Raw genomic sequence first — 514 nt, 5'->3', positions numbered from 1 at the left:
AGGGCAGCCTGTCCTTCGAGACGCCGATGCTGTGGACGACGGGTTTTCTGATCACGTTCGTCTTCGGCGGGCTGACCGGTGTGATCCTGGCGTCGCCGCCGATGGACTTCCACCTCTCCGACTCGTACTTCGTCGTGGCGCACTTCCATTACACGGTCTTCGGCACCGTCGTCTATGCGATGTTCGCCGGGTTCCACTTCTGGTGGCCCAAGTTCACCGGGAAGATGCTCGACGAACGCCTCGGCAAGATCACCTTCTGGACCCTCACCGCGGGTTTCCACCTCACCTTCCTGGTCCAGCACTGGCTCGGTACCGAAGGCATGCCCCGCCGCTACGCCGACTATCTGGCCGCCGACGGGTTCACCGCCCTGAACACTTTGTCCACGGTCGGCTCGTTCCTGCTGGGCCTGTCGGTCCTGCCGTTCTTCTACAACGTGTGGAAGACCGCGAAGTACGGCCGGAAGGTCGACGCCGACGACCCCTGGGGTTATGGCCGTTCACTGGAGTGGGCCAC

At 63.2% G+C, this 514-nt stretch carries 1 protein-coding gene; it reads left to right on the top strand.

The features are described 5' to 3' along the window. Positions 1 to 514: cbb3-type cytochrome c oxidase subunit I (locus CTZ28_RS46540; protein WP_183154934.1), on the top strand; the 514-nt coding region annotated here is incomplete at both ends.

Origin of the sequence: Streptomyces shenzhenensis (assembly GCF_003688995.1) — a bacterium.
In the GTDB taxonomy this organism is placed as follows: Bacteria; Actinomycetota; Actinomycetes; order Streptomycetales; family Streptomycetaceae; genus Streptomyces; species Streptomyces shenzhenensis_A.
Note: the sequence above shows the minus strand (reverse complement) of the source record. Positions and strands in the feature narration are given on the sequence as shown.